Origin of the sequence: Sporofaciens musculi (assembly GCF_009830285.1) — a bacterium.
Classification (GTDB): Bacteria; Bacillota; Clostridia; order Lachnospirales; family Lachnospiraceae; genus Sporofaciens; species Sporofaciens musculi.
This window is the reverse complement of sequence record NZ_WUQX01000001.1, coordinates 2331659-2352078: the sequence shown is the minus strand read 5'-3', so window position 1 is coordinate 2352078 and position 20420 is coordinate 2331659. Positions and strand designations below refer to the sequence as shown.

Annotated in this window: 20 protein-coding genes; all 20 read right to left on the bottom strand. The window is 48.8% G+C overall.

Annotated features, from left to right (window positions below; genetic code table 11):
• Positions 1 to 109: 109 nt before the first annotated feature.
• Positions 110 to 2590: a cell division protein FtsA gene (locus GN277_RS11675; protein WP_159751197.1), complete on the bottom strand. Its 2481-nt coding sequence runs from the start codon at positions 2588 to 2590 to the stop codon at positions 110 to 112.
• Between the two features lie 198 nt (positions 2591 to 2788).
• The gene (locus GN277_RS11670; RefSeq protein ID WP_159751196.1) at positions 2789 to 3421 is read right to left on the bottom strand and encodes a SpoIIIAH-like family protein; all 633 of its coding nucleotides are present in this window, start codon (positions 3419 to 3421) and stop codon (positions 2789 to 2791) included.
• Between the two features lie 25 nt (positions 3422 to 3446).
• On the bottom strand, positions 3447 to 4055 hold the full coding sequence (locus GN277_RS11665; RefSeq protein ID WP_159751195.1) for a stage III sporulation protein AG: 609 nt from the start codon (positions 4053 to 4055) through the stop codon (positions 3447 to 3449).
• A gap of 5 nt (positions 4056 to 4060) precedes the next feature.
• Positions 4061 to 4414, bottom strand: coding sequence for a stage III sporulation protein AF (locus GN277_RS11660; protein ID WP_159751194.1), 354 nt, complete (start codon positions 4412 to 4414; stop codon positions 4061 to 4063).
• A 9-nt stretch (positions 4415 to 4423) separates the two neighbouring features.
• Positions 4424 to 5584: a stage III sporulation protein AE gene (locus GN277_RS11655; RefSeq protein ID WP_159751193.1), complete on the bottom strand. Its 1161-nt coding sequence runs from the start codon at positions 5582 to 5584 to the stop codon at positions 4424 to 4426.
• Positions 5581 to 5967 carry a stage III sporulation protein AD gene (spoIIIAD, locus tag GN277_RS11650; RefSeq protein WP_159751192.1) on the bottom strand — a complete coding sequence of 129 codons (387 nt, stop codon included), beginning with the start codon at positions 5965 to 5967 and terminating at the stop codon, positions 5581 to 5583. Before spoIIIAD ends, GN277_RS11655 begins: the two co-directional genes overlap by 4 nt.
• Positions 5968 to 5998: 31 nt before the next feature.
• Positions 5999 to 6193 carry a stage III sporulation protein AC gene (gene spoIIIAC, locus GN277_RS11645; protein ID WP_159751191.1) on the bottom strand — a complete coding sequence of 65 codons (195 nt, stop codon included), beginning with the start codon at positions 6191 to 6193 and terminating at the stop codon, positions 5999 to 6001.
• A gap of 12 nt (positions 6194 to 6205) precedes the next feature.
• Positions 6206 to 6727, bottom strand: a complete 522-nt coding sequence (locus GN277_RS11640; RefSeq protein ID WP_159751190.1) for a stage III sporulation protein AB — start codon at positions 6725 to 6727, stop codon at positions 6206 to 6208.
• Entirely contained in the window at positions 6718 to 7668 is a 951-nt protein-coding gene (gene spoIIIAA, locus GN277_RS11635) for a stage III sporulation protein AA (protein WP_159751189.1), read from the bottom strand. The genes GN277_RS11640 and spoIIIAA overlap by 10 nt, the downstream gene beginning before the upstream one ends.
• A 153-nt stretch (positions 7669 to 7821) precedes the next feature.
• On the bottom strand, positions 7822 to 9909 hold the full coding sequence (locus GN277_RS11630) for a polyribonucleotide nucleotidyltransferase (protein ID WP_159751188.1): 2088 nt from the start codon (positions 9907 to 9909) through the stop codon (positions 7822 to 7824).
• 218 nt (positions 9910 to 10127) lie between these two features.
• Positions 10128 to 10394 carry a 30S ribosomal protein S15 gene (rpsO, locus tag GN277_RS11625; RefSeq protein WP_159751187.1) on the bottom strand — a complete coding sequence of 89 codons (267 nt, stop codon included), beginning with the start codon at positions 10392 to 10394 and terminating at the stop codon, positions 10128 to 10130.
• Between the two features lie 158 nt (positions 10395 to 10552).
• Positions 10553 to 12211 (bottom strand): Na/Pi cotransporter family protein, encoded by a 1659-nt coding sequence (locus tag GN277_RS11620; RefSeq protein ID WP_159751186.1) that lies wholly within the window; start codon positions 12209 to 12211, stop codon positions 10553 to 10555.
• Between the two features lie 17 nt (positions 12212 to 12228).
• Positions 12229 to 13149, bottom strand: a complete 921-nt coding sequence (gene ribF / locus GN277_RS11615) for a riboflavin biosynthesis protein RibF (protein WP_159751185.1) — start codon at positions 13147 to 13149, stop codon at positions 12229 to 12231.
• A gap of 29 nt (positions 13150 to 13178) precedes the next feature.
• On the bottom strand, positions 13179 to 14111 hold the full coding sequence (gene truB / locus GN277_RS11610; protein ID WP_159751184.1) for a tRNA pseudouridine(55) synthase TruB: 933 nt from the start codon (positions 14109 to 14111) through the stop codon (positions 13179 to 13181).
• A 17-nt stretch (positions 14112 to 14128) separates the two neighbouring features.
• The gene (locus GN277_RS11605) at positions 14129 to 15079 is read right to left on the bottom strand and encodes a DHH family phosphoesterase (RefSeq protein WP_159751183.1); all 951 of its coding nucleotides are present in this window, start codon (positions 15077 to 15079) and stop codon (positions 14129 to 14131) included.
• Entirely contained in the window at positions 15069 to 15449 is a 381-nt protein-coding gene (gene rbfA / locus GN277_RS11600) for a 30S ribosome-binding factor RbfA (RefSeq protein WP_159751182.1), read from the bottom strand. Before rbfA ends, GN277_RS11605 begins: the two co-directional genes overlap by 11 nt.
• 16 nt (positions 15450 to 15465) lie before the next feature.
• Positions 15466 to 18495: a translation initiation factor IF-2 gene (gene infB, locus GN277_RS11595; protein ID WP_159751181.1), complete on the bottom strand. Its 3030-nt coding sequence runs from the start codon at positions 18493 to 18495 to the stop codon at positions 15466 to 15468.
• A 14-nt stretch (positions 18496 to 18509) separates the two neighbouring features.
• Positions 18510 to 18836 carry a L7Ae/L30e/S12e/Gadd45 family ribosomal protein gene (locus tag GN277_RS11590; protein ID WP_330587231.1) on the bottom strand — a complete coding sequence of 109 codons (327 nt, stop codon included), beginning with the start codon at positions 18834 to 18836 and terminating at the stop codon, positions 18510 to 18512.
• Positions 18820 to 19101 carry an RNase P modulator RnpM gene (gene rnpM / locus GN277_RS11585; RefSeq protein ID WP_159751179.1) on the bottom strand — a complete coding sequence of 94 codons (282 nt, stop codon included), beginning with the start codon at positions 19099 to 19101 and terminating at the stop codon, positions 18820 to 18822. The genes GN277_RS11590 and rnpM overlap by 17 nt, the downstream gene beginning before the upstream one ends.
• Before the next feature lie 8 nt (positions 19102 to 19109).
• Positions 19110 to 20390 carry a transcription termination factor NusA gene (gene nusA / locus GN277_RS11580; protein WP_159751178.1) on the bottom strand — a complete coding sequence of 427 codons (1281 nt, stop codon included), beginning with the start codon at positions 20388 to 20390 and terminating at the stop codon, positions 19110 to 19112.
• Positions 20391 to 20420 lie beyond the last annotated feature (30 nt).

The following is a 20420-nucleotide window of genomic DNA, read 5'->3' as shown; positions in this document are numbered from 1 at the left end:
TTTCATGCATCTGGCTTCAAAATAATCCGCTGGTCATCTTTTCGTGCAGGAAACCACCAAAAGGCTACATGCACTATAATGCACATAGCCTGTAATCTGCTACGATTATTTACAGCATCTTTTCCTCTATCGTAATAGAATCCCCTTCCCGTAGCTTCTGCTGGAACATCCCCGGCTCTCCGTTCACAACCAGTTCAATCGAACCTTTAGGATTATTGAGATTAATTCCAGAATACTGAAGCAGATCCATCAGGTAATAGGACCCTCCATTTTCTTTACGCGGCAGCCGCAAAGGAGAGCCATTAAGCTGAAAGAGGATGCTGCCTCCCGCGCCCATACGGGAGGGTTGAGGCGATATTCCCGCTGAAGCTATTCCCGTTGTCCTTGGCGCTTGTGGCGGCGATATTCCCGATATATTATTGGATATGTTCGTTCCGCCCTTACCAAAATCTAACTCTAACTGCCCCTCCTCCATGTAACCGTTTCTTGGTCTGCTTGCTGCTGCCGCATTGGGCACTCCTGATGCCGGTGATATGGTGTTCCTTTTCAGGGATACCTGTTGTGTCACAGCATCTATCGCCTCACTTTTTACCGGTTCTGTCCTGCTTTTCATATCTGGAGGCGCCGCCGTAACCTCCTGATGCCTGATTTCCCTCTCAGACTCCAACCCCCCTTGTTTTATCGGCTTCACATCCTCTATTTTTAAGTCAGCTTTTGCCGTATCTATTACTTCCTCTTTTTCCCTTACGTCGGCAGTCTCACTGGCATCGAAATTCTTTTTGTCCTCTTTGCCAGATACAGCTTCTTCCTTCTTCTCATCGGCGTCATTCCCAGACAGCTTGCCATCCGTCACATGTTTGGCGCCATCTCCTTCGCCTGCGCCATCTTCATTTTTGTCCCCATCTCCCAAAGATGGCTCTTCTAAAATATCTTCCTCGTCTTTCTCATCTTCCTCACTCTTCGGCATCCGGATTCGGATTACATCCCCTATTTTAAGGGGAGTCTCCAAAGGCATAAACACCCCATTCAGGGTGATTTCCAGACATTCAGAAGCCCCTTCAATATCTCCCAGACATGGACTTGCCGGAATTCCTGGAATTGAGGGAACGAAATCAATACAATCCCCTGCATTGATTACGGTAGAAAGCTTTCCCTCTTTCTTATTGATAAACAGTGACGCCGGCTGCGCCGCCGTACCGTAGAATACCTTGCGCTTTCCGTTGACTGTCACTGGCAGGCTAGTGCCTGGGCGTCCCAGAATATCCTGGAAGCTATAGCCATTCATCATCAGAAGGTTTAAAGCTGTAAAGCTTCCGCTGCGGAAAAGTTTGGCTGGTCTTCCGTTTAACGTCACACGAAAGCTGTCATTAATCAGGTTCAGGCCGGATGAAATCGTAATTCCTAGAGGAGTCGCATATTCTGGATTGTTCAGATCGTATTCATCAGAAAATGCACTGATACGGAAATTATTTCCAGCAACTGCCACACGGTTAGCATCCATCTGAAGCGCCGCCGTAATTCCTTCCCGAAGCCCTGTAAGCTTGCTTCCGCCTCCCGCAAGGAACAAGGCGGACGGCGCGCCGCCGTTGACCTCTAACACCTTGGCCGCAATCTCTTTACAGAGTACCTCTGAGGTGCTCTGGATACACTGTAAAACCTCCTCCCGTGACGCCTTCCGCTCGAATCCAAGGATATCCGTAAATGTAATGACCTCCTCCTGTTCAATCTGCGCCTTCATGGCTTCCGCTGTCCCAAAATCCACCAAATATTCCCGCATAACTGCTTCCGTGACTTCGTCTCCTGCCACAGTCGCCATGGTATAACCAGTCACGCTTCCGCCGGTACACGCGGCAATATCAGAAGTCCCTGCCCCAATGTCTACCATGACAAGGTTCAGAAGCCGCAAATTCTCCGGAATCGCGGCATTGATTGCCGCAATCGGCTCCAAGGTCACGCTGACTACCTCAAGGCCAATTTTGTTCATGGTCGTATAAAGACTCTCCACCACCTCACTGGGCAGGAAGGTGGCAATCAAATCTACCTTTACATCCTGTCCCCTGTGATCCTTTAAACTGGAAATCCTGTACTCATCCAAATAATACTGGCACACTGTATAACCTACCAGATAGAAACGGCGCATATCCTCCCTGGCGCTGTTCTCCGCGTCAAAGGCTTCCTCCACCTTGCTGATGGCCCCTGCCTCAAGACGGCTTATGATCTCGTCGTCAATCACCTGTTTGCCTGGAAGGTTAATCTCAAACTCCGCGCGCTTCGTCCGCAGGGCTCTCCCTGCCGCGGCAACGCAGACACGCTCTAACTGGAAATTCACTTTTTCCTCAAGACGCTTCTTCACCTTCCTCGCCAATGTGGTTACCTTCTCTATGTTCTCAATCTGCCCATCGATCATCGCACGCTCTGTATGTTCTTCCTTATCAATGGCAATGATCCTGACCTTGTCTTCTTCCACGATTCCTACCATTCCAATAATACTCCGAGTTCCGATATCCAGAGCAAATATGGCATTTTCAGCCTGAGCCTGCAACTTTTGAACCTTCTGAATCTGTGCCTTTTTAACTTGTCCCTTTGCCATGTCCGTCCTCCTGTGTAATATGGGCATACTTATCCCACCCCAAAATTTTCACTATAGACTATTATAATAAACTTCTATTTCAATGTAAATATTTTTCTGTTGGAAACCTTTTGAAATCTGAGATAACTGTAAATTTAACAGAGGTATTCATCCAGTCAAACCTATGAATACCTCTGTGCCATGGCTTCTATTTAATGATTACTTCCCTTCTGTACTCACCGGCGTAATCACAATATTCTGGGCCGCCACTCCGGTCTTTCGCGCCACAATATCCTCAATCTGCGCTCGATTGGCGTCGCTTAAGTCTGCCGCATTCACCACCACATCTGCCGTGTCCGCCGTAAGGCTTATCACCACTTCATCGAAGCCCTTAGAGGCAAGAAGCGTCTCTGCCGCAGCCTCCTTCTCCGCCAGATCCGTCATTGCCACCATCTGGTTGACGGCATCCTGTTTCTGGGCGTCGCTCAATGTCTCATTGTCAATAATCTCAAGCAGGGACTCTTTATTCTTTGCACGAACCTGCTCTCTTGCCACCTTTGCCTCAGCCACCACTGCGCTGGCCTCGCCGCCAGTGAGCACAGCCTCGCCCGGCGTGCCGTCCACGCTTCCGTCAGAGCCTTCCCCGTCCTGGCTTTCAATATCCTTTGACGCGCTGGCAAGATCCTCCTCTGAAATATCCAGAAGCTCCTGGTTGGCAAGTTCAGCATTGGTAGCTTCCGCCTCTTTCTTGTCCCCAAAGATTTTCCCTGAATAATTCAGGTATCCTGCCGCCGCAATCATGACGGCCAAAGCCGCAATAATGATCTGGTTCTTCTTCACAATCTGTTTCACTGTTCTTCCTCCTACTTCTGCCACATTATTTTGAACTCTTCTTCATTATCCTAATCTTATGCGTGTCTATCCCAAATAATGCCTGAACTGCCTCAGTTATATTCTGTTTGACCACTGAATTTCCTCCGCCCTCGGCAATGACCACCACGCCCTCAATCTGAGGGCTTAATTCTTTGCTGACATAGGGTTCTCCTGATGTGCCTCCATCATGATATACGGTCGTCTCCCCATGGCTGTTGATCTGGCTCGCTCTTGCCCCACCCTGGCTGTCCGACTCTGTCACCGCCTCGTCTGTCACCTCCAAATCTTTTTCCACCACCTTCTCCGCTGAGGATTTCAGCGTAATCATCACCGTCACATCGCCCACCCCTGCCATCTGGGAGAGGGCCGCCTCAAGCCGGCTCTCCAGGTTAAAGAGATATTCATCCTGGCTTACTTCCTTCTTTCCCTCGCTGACGCCTAAGCCCGTTTCTGTTTTTCCCTTCTCAACCCCTTTCTTTTCCGTAGGAAGCGCTATGATAAGCAGGAGAATCCCTGCAAGTACGAGAATCAGAAGCTGGTCTTTTTTTAGCTTTTTGAGGGAAATCTTCCTGGAAATCTTGAATAACTGCTCTTTTCCTCCTTCCAAATTCATCTTCATCATCTCCCTATTTTGATTTCATCCACGCCTATGGATGTACTGTCATCATCCTTAAGCCAAACATCTTCAAATTCCTTCTCCACATCCTTTGACATCTCCTTTAAATACTGGGCCCCCTCTTCCATTTTCTCCACCTGCTCCCGATATACGGGGCTTTCATATAGATTCTGCCACAACTGCCCCATGCCCAGAAGACGAAAAAAGGGATCTGTAAGCATCACCGTAAGCACCAGTCCGGTAAAGAACCGAATATACCTCTTATAATCGGAATTAGGAACCACATGGAGGACCATTGTTACCATAACCATGTAAAACGACAGCTTCATAATCCACTCATACAAATAAGAAAACATCCTTACACCTCATACATTTCCTGTGACGGCCGCCACTACCACGATTGTCAGAAGGAACAGAAATCCTGTGGTAAAAATTACGCCAAGCAGCATTCTGCACCCTTCCCCTACAGTCTCGATGCATCCAACAATCCTCTTGTCTGAGACAGGCTGTATGATTGCGGCGGCCAGTTTGTAGAGAAGAACGATACAAGCTACCTGTGCCAAGGGAACCACACACAGAGCGATGGATATGACTGCCCCTGCCATGCCGATCCCATTTTTTACAAGAACAGCGGTACCAATAGCTACTTCCGCCATACCTCCTATGGCATCCCCGATTCCAGGGATTGCCTCGGCGCTTCGGGTGATTACGCTTCGTTTTACAGTGTCTATGGCAGGGCTGATTAAGCCTTGGATTACATTTAACCCTACAATACAGGCGAGAACTGTCTTTAGAAGCCAGGACACCGCCATCTCGATTAACTCCGCAAATTTACTCAAATAATCTTCATCTGACAGGTAATTCAGCACCCGCACAATCATGTAGATATGAAGCATGGGCAGAAGAAAATTCAGGATAACTACCTCTGTCAGAAAGATTAAAAACAACACCAGATGGTAGAAGGCTACGGAGGTAGCGCTTCCTTTTGCCACGGAGACTGCCAGAAAATACAGCGGGCAGAATACGCCCATAAAGGCAGTCAGCGCTTCAATCCCTCCCCGTACCCAGTTGACCACAGCTTCAAATGAGCTGATGGCCAGAGCAATGAGCAGCAGGTACAGGCCGTAGAAGCTGATATCAGAAATTTGGCGGCTCTGAAACACCTTGGAGAAATTACTGAACACGGCGGCAAGCAATGCTATAAGCAGCATATGAATCAAATTGCTCCGACTGCTTTGAAACGCATATCCAAGCTGGTCTGCCGCCAGTTCTCCCAGTAACTGAAGGGAAAAATCCAAGTCGCCGGACAGGATGCCCATTAGAGTTTCCTTGAAATCAAGCTGTTCGTCTGGGAACAATTCCTTAAGCGAGCCATCTATTTCCTCAAAATCGTACTGACTGACCAGCTTGTCTCTGATATCTGAAAATGTGGCGGCTTCTGATGCCGCTGTTTTCATAGGCGAAAAGAAAACGAGCGTTGCTACAGCCACGGCTAATACCAGTAAGGCACATTTCCTTTTTCTCATGACAGAAATTCCCTAATCGTATTCAGCAGAGTCATGAGAATGGGAAGGCTTAGAAGCATGACCGCCAGCTTTCCAAAAATTTCAATCTGGGACGCAATGGTCTGATATCCGGCATCCTTGCAGATTCCCGATGAAAATTCTGCAATATATGTAATGCCCAGCATCTTGATTAATGTTCCGATGTAAGCCTGGTCCATCTGGATAAATCTGCCAATGCCCTTCATCGCCTCCACGATGGTCCCAATATGCCCCAGTACGCTAAAGAAAATAATCAGGCTTAGAACCACAGTAATGTAGATTCCATACTCGGATTTTCCGCTTTTAAACTGTATGGCAAGAAGTGTTCCGGCTACGCCCATGATTCCGATACGCAACATGTCCATGGTAATCCCTTCTTTCTACTGTCGGATATTCTTATAATGAAAACAGCCGTTTCATGGATTCAAACAAATCGTAAATGTACGGCACAATCCAGAACAGAACCAGTAAAAGCCCTGCAAGGCTTGTAAGAAACGCCTGTTCTTCTCTCCCACTGTGCTTTAAGACCTGGCTTAACACAGAGACCAGGATTCCCACAGCCGCAATTTTGAATATCAGGTTCACACTCATGTACTCCTCCCTCTATATCAATAAGACCGTAATAAAGATTCCGCTCATTACTCCAAGGCAATGGCATATCCTTATCTTCGTCCGCATTTCCTCCCGCAGCTCATCCATAGTCAACCTGAGCTCATCCAGATATAAATCCAAAAGCTTAACCTGCATCTCGGCATCTGCGATTCCAAGCTGGCTTCCAAAGGCGGCAAGGCGGAGAAGCTCACTTTCCAAAAGCCCTGAATCCTTAAGGCCGGCTTTTGTACTTACCTCCCACATTTCGGCAAATGTGCCGCCCCTTTCTCCCTCCATCTGGCTGCACAGCCCAAGGAGCCATTCACGGTAGGGGCTTTTTGCCTTCTGTCCAATCTGTAGAAATGCCTCTCCTAAATAAGACCTGGCATATAAAATCTCACTCCTTAACAGATACAAAAGCTTTTGCAGATATTGAAGCTGGTCATAACTATTCTTCACCCTCTCTGCCGCAGCGTGCCCCCACATAGATGTGGCTGCAATGACCAGCACACCACCCATGGTTTTCAGCAGCATGATGCACTCACTGTCTCACTGTAGAGAAGGCTTCCCCGACTGTCGAACAGTCCGTTAATCTGCCCGACGCGCTCACGGTTTCCCAGCAGAATATACCTCTCAAACCATTTCTTTGCCACCATGCAGTCAATCAGCGGTTTCCTGCGAAGCTCCTCCATGGAATTTGCATGAATCGTGGCAAGCATCCGGCAGCCACAGTGCATAGCGTGTTCAATGGCATGTACATCCTTCGCTGACCCAATCTCGTCCACAGCCAGAACTGCCGGACTCATAGAGCGAAGCAGCATGGTCATTCCTTCTGCCTTCGGGCATCCGTCCAGAATATCGGTACGAAGCCCCAGCTCATTTTGCGCAACGCCCCTTAAGCATCCGCCAATCTCCGACCGTTCATCCACCACCCCCACCGTCATGCCCGAAATCCAGCGGTTCCCGTCGGAAATCTGGCGTATCATGTCCCGAAGCAGCGTCGTTTTACCGCACCCTGGCGGAGAGACGATTAGTGTATGGCATAGCCTTCCCTCCTGTGTGATATATGGAAATACGGAATCCGCACACCCTAAAACCTCATGGGACATCCGAAGATTAATGGAAGATATATAGCGCAGATTCTTCACCGTTCCATTCTCTATGATTGCCTGACCTGTAATCCCCACTCTATGCCCTCCCTCAATCGTAATAAATCCCTGCTTCATTTCCTGCTCGTATGCATATAAGGAAAAATTGCTGACATACTCAAGCATTTCCCTTACGTCCTCCTTGGTAACCGTATATGGCCCGTCCCGTTCATTTCCAATCATTCGCTCACCACCTTTGCAAATCACAAGAAGGGGCTTTCCCACCCGAAGCCTGAGCTCGTGTATATCGGAAGCAATAAACCGTTCCCTATTTAGCGCAAGCCGGACATTTCGGGGCAGGACTCTTAAAATTCTGTCATTTAACATATCTGTCCACCTCTTAATTCCAATATATGTACAGGCATCGCATTTATGAATAAAATTCTCTTTGGATTGATGGGGTAAACAAAAAAAGAGATGCTACAGAATTATCATCAAATTAATAATCCTGCAGCATCCCTCTATCGGTATGTCCCTATTCTACTCAGCAACGTCCTTCATACTAAATGAAATCCGTCCCATCTTATCCTTGCCCAAGCAGACTACCTTCACCACGTCTCCCAGTGTCAGTACATCCTCCACCTGTCTTACTCTCTCCTTGGCAATCTTGGAAATGTGCACCATTCCCTCCTTGCCCGGTGCGAATTCGATAAACGCGCCAAACTCCTTGATGCTGACAACCTTTCCTTCCAAAACCTGTCCAGCCTCGAAGTCAGTGACAATGATATAAATCAGCTTTCTCGCCTCGTCCATACTCTGGGCATCCGTTCCGCAGATAGACACAGAACCATCGTCCGTAATGTCAATCTTCACACCAGTCTGCTCAATAATCGCATTGATGGTCTTGCCCCGCTGTCCCACAACATCTCCAATCTTCTGTGGGTCAATCTGCATCTGGATAATCTTTGGCGCATAAGGCCCTACCTCCGGTCTTGGCTTGTCAATGGTCTTTTCCATCACCTCGTCAAGAATATAGGTTCTCGCCTTCTTGGTGGCCGCGATTGCCTCCTCAATAATCGGTCTTGTCAGACCATGAATTTTGATATCCATCTGAATCGCCGTGATTCCCTTATGGGTTCCGGCAACCTTAAAATCCATATCTCCAAAGAAATCCTCAAGTCCCTGAATATCCGTAAGCACCAGATAATCGTCGTCCGTCTCACCGGTCACCAGACCTGCGGAGATACCTGCAACCGCCGCCTTAATGGGCACTCCAGCCGTCATCAGCGACATGGAGGAGGCACAGATACTTGCCTGTGACGTAGAGCCGTTGGACTCAAAAGTCTCAGACACGGTACGGATTGCATAAGGGAATTCCGTCTCACTTGGAAGTACGGGAATCAGCGCCCTCTCCGCCAGCGCCCCATGGCCGATCTCACGGCGTCCCGGTCCTCTTGAGGGCCTTGTCTCTCCCACGGAATAAGACGGGAAATTATAGTGGTGCATATATCTCTTGGAAGTCTCTGTTTCGTCAAGCCCGTCAAGCCTTTGTGCCTCCGCAAGGGGAGCTAAGGTTGTAATGGTACAGATTTGGGTCTGTCCGCGGGTAAACATTGCAGAGCCGTGAACCCTTGGAATCAGGTCAATCTCAGCCGCCAGCGGACGAATCTGGTCGATGGCCCTTCCGTCAGGACGCTTATGATCCTTCAAGATCATCTTGCGCACCGTCTTTTTCTGGTACTGGTATACCGCTTCCCCAAGGAGGGCAAGCCATTCTTCTTTTTCTGCAAATGCTTCCTTAAGCTTCTCAGTAATCTGGCGGATGTTTTCTTCACGCACCTGCTTCTCATCTGTAAATACGGCTTCCTCCATTGCCTCCGGAGAAACAATCTCACGGATTGCCGCAAACAACTCCTCTGGAACCGCGCAGCTCTCATATTCATGCTTGTCCTTGCCGCACTCTGCCACGATGGTGTCGATAAATGCAATCACCTTCTGGTTCATCTCATGGGCAGCAAAAATCGCCTCAATCATCTGCTGTTCAGGAACTTCATTGGCTCCTGCCTCAATCATGATAACCTTTTCCTTGGTGGACGCCACAGTCAGCGCAAGGTCGGATACCTCCTTTTGGGCCACCGTTGGGTTAAACACAAACTCACCCTCTACCAGTCCCACCTGAGTGGTGGAAATCGGCCCGTCAAAAGGAATATCAGAAATACTGGTTGCAATGGCAGCTCCCAACATGGCCGTAAGCTCTGGCGAGCAGTCTTGATCCACAGACAGCACCAGATTCTCAAGAGTCACATCATTTCGGTAATCCTTAGGGAACAAAGGACGCATAGGACGGTCAATAACACGGCAGGTAAGAATCGCATTCTCAGAAGCTTTCCCCTCTCTCTTATTGAATCCGCCAGGAATCTTTCCTACGGAATACAGTCTCTCGTTATATTCTACGCTTAAGGGGAAGAAATCAATTCCCTCTCTTGGCTTCTCAGAAGCCGTAGCCGTACACAGTACGGTGGTATCCCCGTAATGCATCAGTACGGCGCCATTTGCCTGCTTCGCCACTCTGTCCACATCTACACAGAGCTTTCTTCCGGCTAACTCCATCTCAAATTTTTTGTACATACATTTTCTCCTTTTTATGATACATTTCCGTGAATGAAAGATGCCGAAACTACTGAAAAACACATTTACACAGATACAAATATGCTTTTCAGTGGTCTCGGATAATACTTCCATCCACTAATTAACTGCCGAAATACAACTGATACAGGTATACCAGCCATTTTCCGACAGTTTTTAATGAAGGACGCAGCAAAATCAATCTGCGCCCTTCCATATAACTATTTTCTAAGTCCCAATCTCTCGATTAGTGTACGATATCTCTCGATATCCGTCTTCTTCAGATATGCAAGCAGTCCTCTTCTCTGTCCAACCATCTTAAGAAGACCTCTTCTTGAATGATGATCCTTCGGATTGCTCTTGAAATGCTCGGTTAAGTCGTTAATCCTTGCTGTCAGGATTGCGATCTGTACCTCCGGAGAACCGGTATCCCCCTGTGACCTTCCATAGTCTGCTACAATCTGTTCTTTCCTCTCTTTGGAAATCATGTTCTTATCCTCCTTTTAATTCAATAAACGCCTGATATTAAGTAAGGGTTGGAGCTTCCATTTACCGAACATCGGCTTTCACACCAGTCAAGTATAGCACAGTGCATGGCACATGTAAAGAATTATTTTAGTTGCTGTGAATACGGCTCTAACAGTAACTATTCGTCTTCATCATCATCCACAGAGTCCACAGACTCTGCCGGCTCCAAGATTGCAAAGGCAATGTTGGTGGCGTGGTCGCCCACACGCTCTAAGCCAGAAACCGTATCTGAGAACATCATTCCCGCTTTTGGAGTACACTTATTCTTGGTCAGACGTTTTACGTGGGAATTCTGTAATTTCTTCTCCATCTCATCAATCTCGTCCTCCAGCCGCAGAATCTCCGCCATATGCTTGTAGTTTCGATTCTTGAACATTTCCAGTGAATACTCCATAATCATGACAGCCTTTTCGTTCATCTCCTGAAGCTGGCGCTTTGCCTTTTCACTGAAATCAATCCCCCTATCAAGCCTTGTCTTTGCCGAATCTGCAATATTCTCTGCATGGTCGCCTACACGCTCGATATCATTGACCACATGGAACAGTCCGCCGATTAGACGCTCATCCGCAATCGGCAGCACAAGCTCATTTGCCTGGACCAGATAATCCGTAATCTTACTGTTCATATAATCAATGTACTTCTCCCGCTGGTAGACCTCCTGAATCTTCTCCTCGTCGGGATTACACAAAACCTCCATGGCAACCCGCAGATTTTCTGTGGCTACCTTTCCCATATGCTCGATTTCCGCGATTCCGTTTACCACAGCCGTGGTTGTAGACAGAATCTTTCCAGTACCGATGAACGGCAGCTCGTACTCATCCTCCGCCGTCTCATCCTCGCCCGGAACAATCCGGTAAGTAGCCTTTACAATCCATCCCATGAACGGGAACAGCATCGCCACTTCAAAGACCTTCATCAAGGTATGTACATTGGCAACCGACCTGGCAAGATTGCCGCCGGAGATATAGAGCATCATGTCTGTAAACGGCTCAATGGCAATCCAAAGGATGATAAACATCACGGCAGACCCAATCACATTGAACAAAAAATGAATCAGAGCCGCCCGCTTTGCGTCCTTCTTGCCGCTTAAGCTTGCCACCAGCGCAGACACGCAGGCGCCAATGTTACAGCCAAGTATCATAAACGGACAAATGGCAAATTCCAAAAGGTTCTGAGATACCATCAGCAGGATGATACCCACAGTGGCAGATGAACTCTGCAGCACAGCCGTAATGGCAAATCCCGTCAGAATCGCCGCAAAGGGGTTTGTCAGAGACGAAAGGAATTCAATAACCCTTGGGGATTCCTTGACCGCCTCCATGCTGTCTCCCATGATGCTTAAGCCCATAAACAGGATACCAAAGCCTAAGATAACCTCCCCAATTTTCTTAATCCCCTGCTTCTTGCAAAACATGACCATCACCACGCCAATGATGACAATCAAAGGCGCAATGTCCGACAGGTTAAAGGCAATCAACTGCCCTGTGATGGTTGTCCCGATATTCGCACCTAAGATAACTCCCGACGCCTGCATGAGATTCATCAGCCCCGAATTCACAAAACTAACGACCATAACCGTGGTTGCATTGGATGACTGTATGATTGCGGTAAACACAATTCCAACCATCATACCGATAAACCGGTTCTTGGTAAAGAATTCCAATATGCTGCGCATCTTTGCACCGGCTGCCTTTTCGAGTCCCTCACTCATCATCTTCATCCCGTACAGGAAGAATCCCAGTCCTCCGAGCAGCATAAAAATTGTCGTGATCCTCATTCGTATTCTCCTTTACTCTACATTCCAAAGAAACGTTTTCCGTACTCAATATCCCTGTCAATGCATGCTTTCAACTCGGAAACGCTTCCAAACACACACTCCGGTCTCCGAAAAGCAAGGAGCTCGATGGTCACTTCCTTCCCATAGGCATCCCCGTCGTAACCAAACAGAAAACTTTCTATCAATACCCTTTCCTCTTTGCTGACCGTCGGCTTCACACCCACATTGGAGATTCCGTGAAACCACTGTCCGTCCACCTGTACATTGCTCAGATACACCCCGCGGGGCGGCACAAGCTTTCCCTTCTGCCACGCCACGTTAAGGGTTGGAAAACCTAAGGTTCTCCCAAGCTTTTTCCCATGCTCTACCTGTCCGGTGATTCCGTAGGAATATCCCAGAAGCCGGTTTGCAAGGGCAAGGTCTCCCCCGCTTATAAGCTCCTTAATATAAGTGCTGCTGATGACACGGTCCTCATATCGTTCCTTCTCGATTACAATCAAGCGATATCCGTAGACCTCCTCAAACTGCCGAAGCATATGGATATCTCCCTGTTTTTCATAACCAAACTGAAAATCTGTCCCGACTACCACGTATCTGGCGCAAAGCCTTTTGCTTACAATATCACGTATAAATTCTTCTGCGTGAATTTTACTGAACTCCAAGGTAAAGGGACATTCCACCAGAACATTCACCTTTTCTGAAAGCTGCCTCTGTCTTTCCCTGCCTGTCATCAGCATACGCGGCGTCTTTCCAATCCTCTCCCACAAAGGGTGCATGTCAAATGCGCACACGATCCTAACAAGCCCTTCGGCTTCCCCCAAGCTCTGAACCTGCTCTATAAGCTTTTGATGCCCTGTGTGCAGGCCGTCGAATTTGCCAAAGGTTACTGCTGATTCCCTCCTGCCCTCATAATCAGACAGTCTATTGATGTATTGCATATCTGTTCCTCTTTACTCTACCACTGCTGTTATTCTCCGCTTATATAGAACATCTTCACAATCCGATATTCCTCCTTCTGCCAACGGCAGACTGCAATGAACTGCCCCTTCTCGTCATAGATTCGGACATATTCAGGATGCTCCTGCGCCTTCCCGTCTTTCCATCCCCTGGGGTCTGAAGCGTCAAGAAACGCATGTCCTGGAAGCGGATTGCCGTTCTTTGCCAGAGAATCCCATCTTCCCCCAACAGTCAGCCCTGGATACTCCTTAAACATTCCATCCATAGGAAGCAATAGCTTTCCAAGGCATCCCTCCTTATATTTCTCTGCCAGCGTATCAAGAGTTACGCTGTCCTCCAATAAAAACCGACCTACGCGTATGCGTACCAGTTCTTCCATACAACCGCCGCACCCAAGCTTATCTCCGATATCGTGGCACAGGGTACGGATATAGGTTCCCTTCGAGCAGGTTACTCTCATATGCACCCTGGGAAGCTGGATTTTAAGAAGCTCGATACCAAGAAGCTGAACCTGCCTTGCCTTTCTTACGACTTCTTTTCCCTCACGGGCAAGCTCGTAAAGCTTCCTGCCGTTCACCTTAAGAGCCGAGTACATGGGCGGTATCTGATCATAGTCTCCCACAAATCCCATGACTGCTTCTCTCACCTCATCTTCCGTAAGGTGAGACGTATCTCCCATCCGAATCGTCTGTCCGCTGGTATCCTGAGTGTCTGTCGCCCGTCCAAGAAGCAGCACAGTTTCATAGGTCTTATCTCTGTCTGTAATTAGATCACACAGCCTGGTTGCCCGTCCAAGACACACCGGCAGAACCCCGACCGCATCCGGATCAAGGGTTCCTGTATGGCCAATTTTTTTCTGATGGGTAATTCCCCGTATCTTCGCCACCACGTCATGGGACGTATAGCCCTTCTCCTTTCGCACATTCAGAATTCCATGTATCATATGTATCCCCGCCATCTTTATTTTTGCATCATCTGGGCCTCAATCTGCCTGGACAGATTATTGAGCACATCGTAGTACGTCCCCGCCATAGTAAGTCCGGCAGCCTTCTTGTGGCCGCCGCCGCCGAAATACTTTGCAACCTTGCTCACGTCCACTCTCTCCTTGGAGCGTAAGCTTACCTTGAAAACATTCGTCTCCAGCTCATACATGAAGATTGCTACCTCAACATCCTTTGTGACCCGAAGCTGGCTTACGATTCCGTCTAAATCCTTTACCTTCACACCATAGAAATCCATGGTCTTCTTGGTCACGTAGGACGCGATACAGGTCTTATCCATAAACAGTATGCTCTCAAGGAGGGTACGTCCCAAAATCTGGTTCTGGGCATAGGTCTTCTCATAATATGTGTCCTGAATAAGTCTGGCGCCATCCACCCCCTTCTCCAGAAGGCTTGCCGCCATTCGGAACGTGGAGGGAGTCGCACAGGTATACTGAAATACACCCGTATCATGCACAATACCCAGGTAGAGGGCCTCCGCCGTATCCAGGGAAATCTTATCATACTCCATGAGCTGGTAGACCAGCTCACAGGTGGAGCTGGCGTCCGCCACAGTATATTCATCCTGAGCAAATCCCGTGTTGCTGATATGATGGTCAATACAATAGGTTCTCTTGGCCTTGTCAAAAAGAGAGGCAGAGAATCCCAGACGCTCCTTATCGCCACAGTCCAGACTGATAAACAGGTCGTACTCTTTATCTTCTGCAATCTCATGCCGGATGAGTTCCGTGGATTTCAGGCAGTAGAATTTATCTGGTATCTCCTCCAGATACACGTCCACTTTTTTATCGTTGTAATTATCCCTAATATAATGGTACAATCCCATACTTGATCCTACACAATCCCCATCCGGACGGATATGACCGCCGATAGCGATTGTCACGGCATTTTTCAGAATCTTATTCAGCATCAGCATCCCCTTCCGTTGAAATATTCCTGGTCACTTCGTCAATCTTCCTGGACATATTTACCCCATACTCAATGGACTGGTCCAACACAAAATGTATCTCCGGCGTGTTCCGCATATTCAGCGTACGGGCAAGCTCACGCCGGATGAACCCCTCCCCATTGGTAAGACCCGCAATGGTATCCTCCTGCTCCTTCTTACCGCCAAGCACACTGATATACGCCTTACAGGTCTTAAGATCCGGCGCAACCTCCGCCGCGACCACGGAGGTCCATGGCGCGACGCGGGGGTCCTTCATATTCCTGATAATATCACTGAGTTCTCTCTGGACCTCGGTATTGACCCTGGTATTCTTTATGCTTCTCTTTCTCATTTTCTTACACCCCTATCTATCTTGGGATTTCTACCATCTTGAATGCTTCTACAAGGTCGCCTTCCTTAATATCGTTAAAGTTAGCGAACACAAATCCGCACTCGTATCCCGCTCTGACTTCTTTTACATCATCCTTGAATCGTCTAAGGGATGCAAGAGGTCCTTCAAAGATCACAATTCCATCTCTGGTCAGGCGTACAGAACAGTCTCTCTCGAAGGTTCCATCCAGTACATAAGAACCGGCAATGGTTCCCACTCCGGACGCCTTGAAGGTCTGACGTACTTCTGCGTGGCCAAGCACCTTCTCCTCAAAGATCGGGTCTAACATACCCTTCATTGCTGCCTCTACGTCTTCAATCGCATTATAGATAACGCGGTACAGCCGGATATCCACGCCTTCTCTGTCCGCCGTCTCCTTCGCTGTCGCATCAGGACGCACGTTGAATCCAATGATGATTGCGTTGGAGGCAGACGCAAGGCTTACGTCGGACTCGTTGATGGCGCCCACGCCGCCATGGATGATCTTCACCACAACCTCCTCGTTGGTCAGCTTCAGAAGGCTCTGTTTCATAGCCTCCACGGAGCCCTGTACATCCGCCTTTACGACGATTCCCAACTCTTTTAAATTACCCTCCTGAATCTGGCTGAACAAATCATCCAGAGACAGCTTTGACTTCGTATCCTCAATCAGCTTCGCCTTGCTCTGTGAGATAAACGTCTCCGCAAAGCTTCTAGCCTCTTTATCATTCTCGCACGCTACAAACACTTCTCCTGCGTTGGGCACGTCATTTAAGCCCAGAATCTCCACTGGCATGGAAGGACCCGCCTCTTTTACACGTCTGCCCTTATCATCCATCATAGCTCTTACCTTACCATAGGCTGAGCCTGCCGCAATGGAATCTCCTACCCGCAGAATACCCTTCTGTACCAGGACGGTGGCCACTGAGCCTCTTCCCTTGTCAAGCTGAGCCTCCAGCACAAGCCCTCTGGCGCGGCGGTCAGAATTAGCCTTAAGCTCAAGCACCTCTGCAGTCAGGACAATCATCTCCATCAGGTCTTCAAGCCCCTGTCCGGTCTTAGCTGATACTGGCACAAACACTGTGCTTCCGCCCCAGTCCTCCGGAATTAGTTCATACTCGGTGAGCTCCTGCTTCACACGCTCAATATTGGCGCTGGGCTTATCAATCTTATTGACTGCAACCACAATCTCAACGCCTGCCGCTTTTGCATGGTTAATCGCCTCCACAGTCTGAGGCATCACGCCGTCATCCGCAGCAACCACCAGGATTGCGATATCCGTAGAGCTGGCTCCGCGCATACGCATGGCAGTAAATGCCTCATGTCCCGGCGTATCCAGGAAGGTAATCTTTTCACCATTTACATCCACCACATAAGCGCCGATGTGCTGTGTAATGCCGCCTGCCTCTTTGTCAATGACATTCGTATGACGGATCGCATCCAGAAGGGAGGTCTTGCCATGGTCAACATGACCCATAACACAGACTACAGGCGGACGCTTCTTCATGGTGCTTTCATCCTCCTCGTCCTCCTTAAGAAGCTCCTCGATTACGTCTACGACCTCCTCCTTCTCACAGAGTACATCGAACTCCAACGCAATTCCTTCCGCAGTCTCATAGTCAATCTCCTGGTTCACAGTCACAATTTTGCCCTGCATAAACAATTTCTTGACGATGACAGAAGGCACGATCTTCATCTTATCTGACAGCTCTTTGATGGTCAAAACCTCAGGAATCACGATAGATTTAATTTCTTCCTCCACCTTCTGCTCACGCTGCTGAGGCTTCTGGAACTGCTGCTTTGTGTCATTCTTTTTCTTGCCCTTAAGATTCCTGTCTTCCTCCTCCTCACGGCGGTATTCCTTTTTCTTATGGTCTTCCTTACCTTTTCCCTTGCTGCGCTGAGGCTTCTGCCCTTCCACAGCAGGAGACGGGATACTGGAATTGCCGCTTCTTTTTTCGCCTCCGCGGCGGTCGCCTCTTTCTCCGGGTCTGCGTCCCTGTACTCTATCTCGATCTCTGTCACGATCTCCTCCCTGGAAACGGTTATCGCGGTTCCTGTCTCTGTCACGATCCCCTCCCTGGAAGCGGTTATCGCGGTCGCGATCTCTGTCGCGGTCTCCTCCCTGGAAACGATTGTCGCGATTTCTGTCTCTGTCGCGGTCCCCTCCCTGGAAGCGGTTATCGCGGTTTCTATCTCTGTCGCGGTCTCCTCCCTGGAAGCGATTGTCGCGATTTCTGTCTCTGTCGCGGTCCCCTCCCTGGAAGCGGTTGTCACGATTTCTGTCGCGGTCTCCTCCCTGGAAACGATTGTCGCGTCCCTCCTGAGAGCGTTCCCCGCGCTGGGGCCTTGGGCCTCTGGAATCTGTACGTCTGTCCTGTCCCCGTTCAAAACGCTCACCGCGCTCAGAACGCTCCTGACGCCTTGGCGCCGGCTTCCTCTCGGAAGCTGCCGGACGGTCTGGGCCTCTGTCTGCTGGCTTTTCTGCCTCTCTGGCCGTCTGCTGTACATTCTGCGGCTTTTCTGCCGGCGCTGCTGGACGCTTCATTGGTTCTGCCGCCTCCGTTGCCGCCACGATGTCGGACGCTGCCGGACGCTTCGCCGGTTCTGCCGGACGTGCCATAACCGACTTAGCCGAAGCCGATGGAGCCCCTGCCGGACGCGCCATAGCTGACTTAGCTGGACGGCCATTGTTCACCTGCATAGGTTTCCCCTGTGTCTGAGCCCCCCGTCCGCTGCCTGCCGGAGCCGTTCTTCCTGTTGTTCTCTTTCCCTGCCTGGCTCCGTTCTGGGTATTCTGCGGACGAAAAACGTGAACAATATTCTTCTTCTTTGGAGCATCCTGCTCTTGCTTTAACGCTGCCGGCTCGCCTTTTGCCATGCCTTTTCTTACCACATTAGCATCTGCCTCCTCCAGCGCGCTCATATGATTCTTTACTTCTATATTTTTTCCGCCAAGGAACTCAAGTACCTCCTTACTTGGAACACCCAATTCCTTCGCCAACTCATATACTTTGATTTTTGCCATATTTACTACCTCCTCTATGCAACTGTGTTATCTTCTGCATCCATACTCTCTCTGATTCCCTTTGCAAACCCCTGATCTAATATTGCCAGAGATGCCCGGAACTGTTTCCCCATTGCATGCCCCAAGGTATCTTTGTCTCTATAAAAACAGATCGGCACGTGATAAAACTCACACATATTCTTAAACTTTTTCTTTGTATTATCAGACGCATCATTAGCTATGACAACCAACGCGGCGGCGCCGGACTTCACTTCTTTCTCCGTACAAAACTCCCCGCTGACCGTCTTTTGGGCCTTCGTAGCCAAACTAATGAGCGACAACGCTTTACTCCTTTGACCCAAGTAATCCCATCTCCTTTTCCAATGCCTCATATACTTCTGCCGGAATGGACTGCTTAAATGAACGTTCAAGTCCCTTATTCAAAACCGCCTTCTTAAGACACTCTCCAGATGGGCAGATATATGCGCCCCTTCCGTTTTTCTTGCCTGTAGCATCCAGCATAAACTGGCCCTCCTTCGTCCGAATCACTCGAATCATCTCTTTTTTACCCTTCATCTCCTGACAGCCTACGCATCTGCGAACGGGTACTTTTTTATTTGCACTCAAATAATCACCTAATCCTCTACTTCCTGAAATATAATCTCGTCTTCCTCGCCATAATCGTCCTGTGAAAATTCCTCTGCATTGTCCCCGTCATAACCGTCGGCCTCAGAATCATGAACTCCCTCGTCTTCCCAAGGAGCAGCCTGCCCTTCATCCTCTGCGTATTCTTCTATATGCTCCTCAGGATAGGTCTCCTCGTATTCTTCTTCGTAAACGCCCTCACTCAGCTCAAGATAATTCTCCGGAAGATCACCGGACTCAATCGCCTGGGTCTCGCTCTTAATATCAATCTTATAGCCAGTCAGCCTGGCGGCAAGCCTGGCATTCTGTCCCTCCTTGCCGATGGCAAGGGACAACTGGTAATCTGGTACGATTACGCCCGCCGTCTTGTCATCCGGATCCGCCATAACCGAAATGACCTTGGCAGGACTTAAGGCATTCTCAATTAAAATCGCCGGATTATCACTCCAGTTGATAATATCAATCTTCTCGCCTCTCAGCTCATTGACAATGGCATTGACACGGCTTCCGTTCATACCCACGCAGGCTCCCACAGGATCCACATCCGGATCATTGGACCACACGGCAATCTTGGTTCTGCTTCCCGCCTCTCTGGCAATGCTCTTAATCTCTACCACGCCGTCCTTAACCTCTGTAACCTCCGCCTCAAAGAGACGCTTCACAAGCTCCGGATGGGTACGGGAAACCAGAATCTTCGGCCCCTTGGTAGTATTTTTAACCTCCACAATGTAAAGCTTCACACGTTCGGTGGGTTTAAATACCTCCCCCTTCACCTGCTCATTCTCCGTCAGCATTGCATCTGCTTTCCCAAGGTTGATGCTGACGTTCCTTCCAATATATCTCTGTACAATACCGGTGACGATATCCTTCTCCTTCTCGAAATACTGGTCATAGACCACCTTTCGCTCCTCCTCACGAATCTTCTGAAGAATCAGATTCTTCGCATTCTGAGTCGCAATACGGCCGAAAGACTTGGACTCAATAGGAATCTGCACAATATCCCCAAGCTCATACTTGCCGTCAATACCTCTGGCATCTTCTAAGCTGATCTCCTCCAGCTTATCCTCCACTTCTTCCACCACCGTCTTTTCCGCAAACAGTCTGTAGTCACAGGTCGTTCTGTCCATAATCACCCTGATATTGTCAGCTTTTCCAAAATGATTCTTACAGGCATTCAGTAAGGAATTTTCAATGGCATCCATCAGCGTCTCTTTGCTGATCTCCTTTTCCTTTTCTAATATATTCAACGCTTCTAACAATTCCGTATTCATCGTATCATCCTCCTATCTAAAAAATCAAAC